Annotated in this window: 5 protein-coding genes; 2 read left to right on the top strand and 3 right to left on the bottom strand. The window is 62.5% G+C overall.

All coding sequences use genetic code 11. The annotated features are described in order from the left end of the window. On the bottom strand, positions 1-773 hold a 773-nt coding region (locus A5791_RS16600), incomplete at its 3' end, for a glycosyltransferase (RefSeq protein WP_197504711.1). A gap of 311 nt (positions 774-1,084) precedes the next feature. On the opposite strand from A5791_RS16600, the gene A5791_RS16595 reads away from it, so the two are divergent. After that, a complete protein-coding gene (locus A5791_RS16595; protein WP_067239067.1) occupies positions 1,085-2,737 on the top strand; it encodes a GMC oxidoreductase in 1,653 nt (550 codons plus the stop codon). A gap of 3 nt (positions 2,738-2,740) precedes the next feature. Here the strand turns inward: A5791_RS16595 and A5791_RS16590 are convergent, their stop codons facing one another. Together A5791_RS16590 and A5791_RS16585 are read right to left on the bottom strand one after the other, a co-directional pair. Continuing rightward, complete coding sequence (locus tag A5791_RS16590) at positions 2,741-3,739, bottom strand: Gfo/Idh/MocA family protein (protein WP_067239057.1); 999 nt, start codon at positions 3,737-3,739, stop codon at positions 2,741-2,743. Positions 3,740-4,112: 373 nt separating this feature from the next. Further along, positions 4,113-4,925: a TylF/MycF/NovP-related O-methyltransferase gene (locus tag A5791_RS16585; protein WP_067239054.1), complete on the bottom strand. Its 813-nt coding sequence runs from the start codon at positions 4,923-4,925 to the stop codon at positions 4,113-4,115. A gap of 373 nt (positions 4,926-5,298) precedes the next feature. On the opposite strand from A5791_RS16585, the gene A5791_RS16580 reads away from it, so the two are divergent. Beyond that, entirely contained in the window at positions 5,299-6,879 is a 1,581-nt protein-coding gene (locus A5791_RS16580; RefSeq protein WP_082966969.1) for an MFS transporter, read from the top strand. The last annotated feature ends 127 nt before the right edge of the window (positions 6,880-7,006 follow it).

Here is a 7,006-nt window from a genome sequence, read left to right as displayed (position 1 = left end):
ATGGGCGGTGTTCCCGCGGCAATCCACGATGCGACCTCTTCATCGGCGTCGGTCGGCAACTCCATCGTCAGCGCGCCGACAAACGGCCGTAAAGGGCCAATGGGACCATTCCATTTTGCCCATTCTGCCGCCAGCCCTGGAAAGCAAACCTCGTCGTAGGCCTGGATTTCCAGCGACCCGCGTTTGCTGATCCGTCGCGACGCGGGGGCAGTGGTCTTCGGCAGACCCAGTTCACGGCGCTGTGCGTCCTCGAGCTTGCGGTCCATGAGCCAACCCAGCCAGTCGTACGCCGCCATCGCTAACCGTCCCAACGGCGCCGGCAGTGGCAGGAGTTGGCCATTAGGCTGCACCGGAAGGTAATGCAGCGTCGCTAACGGAATGTCGTAGTACTCTGCGACATTGGCAGCCGGTTGCTCGAAACTCAGGCCAGTGAACAGCAGATCAGCGCCGTCCGCCAGCGACGTCAGCGTCTTGCCGATCTCGTCCCAGCACTGGGTAAGCGGCTTCGAAAGCTCGGGCCAGAGCCTGCGCAGCTCCTGGATCTTCCAAAAGTTGCGAAAGACACTCGTCCAGAAGTTCCGGTAGGCGTCCAGCCACGCCTGCGTCTCCAGTCCGTAAGCACTTGCTGCAAGACCAGCCGATTCGGCGAACCCAACCAAGTCTGGTGGTACGGCCATGCGTACCTCGTGCCCGCGGCGTAGCAATTCACGTCCGATGGCGACCGAAGGCTCTATATCGCCACGGGTTCCGTAGCTTGCCAGCGCAAATTTCATCGACAATCTAGCCTTTCGCTTCCCGCGCGCTCAGGTGGCGTCAGGGGCAACGGTCATTATCCCTGCTTCTCCGGACGCGGAAGGGGCGTTCGGCTGAGCGTTCCGAGTTGCCGTTGAGTGCAGAGGTGTTATTGGGTGGACGACTGGAATTAGAGCACGGTACTCGACGACGCGAGCGAGGCATGTACACCCCGTGGCAAAGGATCGTAATCTCATCAACGCCTTGCTGTTTCGCCGAGTTGTGGGCAGCCACCGGGCTGGCGGATCGCGATTCGCACAAACCGGCCAGAGCTTTGTGCCATGATCCGCTGATGGACTCGATTGCGGCCGACGGCCACCTGAATCCGCGAGACGCGGAACGCATTATGTGGGACGTGATCGTCGTGGGCACCGGCATGGGTGGCGGCACCCTGGGCTATTCACTGGCTCGGTCAGGCCGCAGGGTGCTGTTCGTCGAGAAGGGGCGCTCGACACTCCCCGGGGTGCCGGGGACGATTCGCGCTTCGCCGCCGGAAGTGGCCGAGCCGCTGGCGGCCCGTTCCCCAGAGGCCTACTACGACGCCTTGGCCCGGGCCGGGCGCTGGACCGACGAGGTCGAAGACATCAGTGGACGCTTCCCGCGGCGGTTCTTGCCGTTCATCGGCAGCGGGACGGGCGGGTCGTCGGCCCTCTATGCCATGGTTTGCGAGCGCTTTTTCGTCCGCGATTTCACTCCCCGGCAAGATTTTCGGGACCCCGGCGACTCCACCGTGCCGGAAGCTTGGCCCATCACCTACGACCAGCTGCGGCCCTGGTATACGGCTGCTGAGAAGCTATTGGGCGTCCGCGGCCAACCCGATCCCTTGCGGCCAGAGACGGCCGAGGCCAATCTGCCTGCTGCGCCGCCATTTTCGGCCGACAACCAGCCGCTCGTCGACTACCTTGCAGGCCGCGGATTGCATCCCTACCACCTGCCAATGGCCTGTGATTACACCGACGGTTGCATCACGTGCCACAGCCATCTCTGTCACCAGTCGTGCAAAAACGAGGCCGCCCGCAATTGCGTGCTGCCCGCCGTTGCTGAGCACGGCGCCCGCCTGCTCCCGGAATGTCGAGCCGTGCGCCTGGATGCGGACAGCACACACGTCCAGCAAGTGATCTGCGAGGACCGCTCCGGCATGCTGGCTCTAAAAGGCAAGGTGGTGGTGGTGGCCGGCGGCGCCCTGGCCACCCCGGTGCTGTTGCTCAATTCCCGTTCGGGTGACTGGCCGCGCGGATTGGCCAATGGGTCGGATTGGGTGGGGCGCAACTTGATGCGCCATCTGATCGATTTGATCGAGATCTTCCCGCAGGGCGGCAGCAAAATCACCGAGTGCAACAAGGAGATTGGGCTGAGCGATTTTTATTTCTGGGAGGGGCAGAAATACGGCACGGTGCAGTCATTCGGCTCGATGCCGCCTATGGAAATGGTGACCAATGCCCCCGGTTGGATGCCGAAGATGCTACGCATGATGAGCCCGGCGACGCGCCGCGTGTACGAGCGGTACTTCAACGGCGGACTGGTGCTCGCACCGATCATGGAAGACCTGCCCTACTTGGACAACCGCGTCCTGCCGTGCGACCAACCGACCTCAGACGGTCGCCAACGGCTGCAAATCCAGTACCGTGTCCACGCCAATGACCTGGAGCGTCGCGCGGTGTTTATGCGCCAAGTGAAAGAAGTCTTGGAGCCGTTTCGCAAAATCACCCTGCGGGGCGCGGAAAACAACTCGGCCCTGGCTCATGTCTGCGGCACATGCCGCTTCGGTACCGATCCCAAAACCAGCGTTCTGGACCCACAAAACCGGGCGCACGAAGTGGATAACCTCTACGTGGTAGATGCCTCGTTCTTCCCTACCAGCACCGGTTTGAACCCAAGTTTGACGATCGCCGCCAACGCTTTACGCGTGGCCGCCCACGTGAACCAGGCGCATTTCGCCACCTGACGGTCAGAAAGGCTCCCGGAGCGGGAGGCCCGCAGCGCGATAGATCCCATCGATGACGGTCATGTTCTCGATCGCATCTTCCGCCGATGTCCTCACCGGTTCCCCGCGCAGTACCGCCGCGGCGAAAGCATCAAGCTGATACGCGTAGGAGGTGCGCTGCGGGAAGCGCTCTACACGATTGCCCTCGGCTGACCGGACCGAAAGACGACGGAAAGGTGCGAGCGGATTGAGCACCCGCATGCGCACCTCACCCCGGTCGCCAACCACCTTGGCGCTCCACTCCAACAGGTCCGACGACCACAATGAGCAGCGGACGCGGCCGGTGTGCCCGTCTGCAAACCGCAACTCGGCCTTCATGGCCCGGTCCACCTGAGGATCGCGTAGCTTCGCCTGCGCCGAAACGACTTCCGGGGTCGAGCCGCCGAACCTGCGGGCCATGTGGACCGCATAGGACCCGACATCCATGGTCGCGCCACCAGCAAGGGCATAGTCGTAGCGGATATCGGAGAACTTCGGCAGCGGGAAGCACAAGGCCGCCTCCACCCGCTTCAACTTGCCCAGCTCTCCTGAGGCAACGATCTCCTCGATTCGCACAGCCATCGGATGGTGGCAATAGTGAAATGCCTCCATCGCAACCCGGTCTGACTTCGCGGCCAGTTCGGCGATCTCGCGGGCCTCAGCGGCATTGGCGGTGAACGGCTTCTCGCACAATACGTGCTTGCCCGCGGCAAGCGCAGCTCGGGTCCACTTGCCGTGCAATGCGTTTGGCAGCGGGTTATAGACAGCATCCAGGTCTGGGTCGGCGACCAGCGCCTCGTAGGTGTCGTGCACCCGCGCGATGCCGAACTTGGCGGCAAAAGCCCCGGCACGCGCCACGTCGCGCGCCGCGATCGCGGCCACCACGACCTCATCGCTCTCACTGGCCGGGATGATCAGCGCCCCCGGTGCGATGCGCGCTGCACCGAGGATTCCAATCCGAACCGGGGCCTCGCGTCCAGACATGGACCCGATGCTAGCAGTTGGCCCGCGCCGCCCGGCGAGAAATCCGTCCCAGCGCCGACCACCATGTTAGCGGTTCCGGCATGGCGACCGATCAATCACCAACTGTTGCAACGCATATCGAGCACATCGCGCGTCGTTGCCCGACGATGTGCGGCTAACACCATCCAGCGCGCCCCATCTTGCCGACGACGACGGCTCTCGCTACGGGCCGGATCATCACCGCGAATATCTCGGTAGCCGGATCAATCGGTAGGATGTGTGCAGGTCCCAATTGGGTTGAATTACTGAGGAACTGGCCACGCCGAATCGTGGATGCTTCAGGGCAAGCTCGGCGTCGAAGTCAAACGCGGACGCGTTGACGTGGCAATCGCGTTCATTGCTTGCGCCACAGAACGCCACACCCGTCTATGTCGATGATCTCCGCGGATATTCCATGGTCCGCGCGGTAGTCTGCGACGGCTTGCCGGCACGCAGGGATTTGGTAGTCATCAATAATGCAGAACCCCCCTGGGGACAACCGCGGGTAGAGCGCGTCGAGCGCTTGGATCGTAGATTCGTAGAGGTCGCCATCAAGCCGCAAGACAGCGATCCGATCAATCGGGGCATCGTGCAGCGTGTCTTTGAACCAGCCAGGAAGAAAGCGGACCTGCTCATCGAGCAGCCCGTAACGCTCGAAATTTGCCCTTACTTCCGTTTCCGGTACCCCCAGAATGGACCCAAACAGGTCAAGCCGTATCCCCTTGTCCGCCTTATAGTTTGCGGTGTCCGGAGGAGGCAGGCCCGCGAACGAATCGGCCAGCCACACGCACCGCGTCTCGTCGCCGTAGGCCGCCAGTACCGCGCGCATCATGATGCAAGCCCCCCCGCGCCACACTCCACATTCGACCAGATCGCCAGGGATGTCGTCGGCCAGTACCGTCTCGACGCAGTGCTGAAGACTGGTGAGCCTCTGCATACCAATCATCGTCTCGGCTTCTGCCGGCCAATCTAAGCCCAAGTCGCGCTTGGTCTGACCGAACGGGCTTGTACCGCTGAGCATGGGTAGAAGAGTGTTGGCGGTTTTGAGAAGGAGCCGCCGCCGCAGTGGCCACCGTGCGGGCATTCGCTCGTGCATCCCGTACCGGGTGAGGTTGCGTCGCAACAGGTCGAGGTACAAGGATCGCACGTCCAGAGTGGTCACCGTCAAAACTGCCCCTATCCCAGCCGGTACTGTCGGCGATGAGTCTAGACTCCCTATCACGCCACGTCCTGAAGTCCGGCAACCTATTCTGCACCGTCGGTACCGGCCTGTATTTCGATGCCGGCCTGTATTTCAGAGGCTTTGGCAGTCGACACCTTGTCGCACAGACTCAGGGCCGAGCAGCACCGGACTGGATGCGTTCTGTTGCCCAGGCCTACGACTCTGCATCGTCGGGAATGGCGTTCACAGAGGCCATCGTTGCCGTGCCCCGCGCGGAGTGTTGCCGGATCAGCAATGCATCGACGGGTATCGATACCGTGGTGGACCTATCTTCCGTTTCCACTACCAATCTTGAAGATTGCTTATAGGGTCGCAAGCTATGGCGCCGCTCAAGGATGGAGAGCAGGCACTACCTCGCGCGACAACAGTTCGCGAAGAAGGCATAGGCCCAATTCCCGTCGAACCGACCAAGGGGCACCCTAGGCGAAGGTATTTGTCGACTCGGCTGCCGCCTCGCTGGTTTTTCGCCGCAGTTACCGCGATCGGCGGCATCCAGGTGTTGTCTATGATGGACGGCACCGTCGTGGTCCTCGCGCTTCCTAGCATCCAGAACGATCTAGGCCTGTCAGACGCCGGCCGGAGTTGGGTGATCACTGCGTACGTGTTGACCTTCGGCGGGCTGATGCTGCTCGGCGGTCGCCTGGGCGACACCATCGGGCGCAAGCGCAGCATTGTCGGCGGTGTCGCACTTTTCACGATCGCCTCGGCGATTTGCGGTATCGCCTGGAACGGGCCCCTTCTCGTGTTGGCCCGGTTGCTGCAAGGCGCCGCAGCAGCGATCATCGCGCCGACCAGCATGGCCCTTGTGGCGACCACGTTTCCGAAAGGCCCGTTACGCAATGCCGCAATGGCGGTGTTGGGCTCGCTGACCGGCCTCGGCCTGATAATGGGTCTGTTCTTAGGCGGAGCGCTCACCGAGCTGTCTTGGCGGCTGGCGTTTTTAGTGAACGTGCCACTCGGGCTGCTGGTGCTCTACCTGGCCCATACCGCTCTGCGGGAAACCCAGAAGGAGCGCATGAAGCTCGACGCTACCGGAGGCATGCTGGCCACATTGATGTGTACCGCCGCGGTGTTCGGCCTATCGCTGGGTCCTGAAAAGGGCTGGTTGTCGGCCATCCCAATCGGGTCCGGTGTGGTGGCCCTGGGGGCTGTTGTGGCATTCGTCCTGGTGGAGCGCACCGCCGAAAACCCCATCGTCCCGTTCGATCTGTTCCGCGATCGCAACCGGCTGGCCATATTCGCGGCCGTTTTCTTGTGCGGTGGGGTGCTTTTCAGCCTGATTGTCTTAGTCGCCCTCTATGTCCAATACATCATGGGCTATAGCCCACTGCAGGCGGGCATCGGCTACATCCCGTTCGCAATTGCGGTGGCTCTTGGCACGGCCGCGTCGTCGCAGCTGGTGAGATGGTTTTCGCCTCGGGTGGTGATGACAATTGGCGGCCTCCCGATGCTGGGTGCCATGCTTTACGGCTCGACCATCACCCGCAGCGTCCCGTACTTTCCCAATCTTGTGCTGGCGCTGGTCGTGGCCGCTATCGGTATCGGCCTGGCCAATGTCCCGCTCACGCTGTCGTTGATCGCCAGCGTTGACATCGACCGGATCGGCCCCGCATCCGCCATCGCGCTCATGCTACAAAACCTCGGTGGCCCGCTGGTATTGGCCGTCATCCAAGCCGCCATTACGTCGCACACCCTGTCGCTGGGCGGCACCATTGGGCCGGTGAAGTCGATGAACGCCGCCCAGTTGAACGCGCTGGACCACGGCATCACCTACGGCCTGCTCTGGTTAGCCGGGGTCGTCGTCTTGGCCGGGGCGGCGGTGTTGTCCATCAGCTACAACGCGCAGCAGGTCGCGCATGCGCAGGAAGTGAAGAAAGCCGCGGACGACAGGGAACCATAGCCCGATACCAATCGCACAACGCCGCGCCGCTTCAAATGGAGATCCTGCTGCTCATCCCTTTGAGGATCACGCGCACGACAGTGCATAGTGCTGACGAAGCGGTGGCTGATTAGCCGTGCTGTCGGCC

Source organism: Mycobacterium sp. 852002-51163_SCH5372311, from assembly GCF_001667115.1.
Taxonomy (GTDB): domain Bacteria; phylum Actinomycetota; class Actinomycetes; order Mycobacteriales; family Mycobacteriaceae; genus Mycobacterium.
The sequence above is the reverse complement of the archived record's forward strand: the minus strand, read 5'-3'. Positions and strand labels throughout refer to the sequence as shown.

Bases quoted from the DNA above. Each gene is read 5' to 3' on its own strand.
- A5791_RS16590 (WP_067239057.1), bottom strand. From the start codon at position 3,739: ATGTCTGGACGCGAGGCCCCGGTTCGGATTGGAATCCTCGGTGCAGCG.
- A5791_RS16580 (WP_082966969.1), top strand. From the start codon at position 5,299: ATGGCGCCGCTCAAGGATGGAGAGCAGGCACTACCTCGCGCGACAACA.
- A5791_RS16595 (WP_067239067.1), top strand. From the start codon at position 1,085: ATGGACTCGATTGCGGCCGACGGCCACCTGAATCCGCGAGACGCGGAA.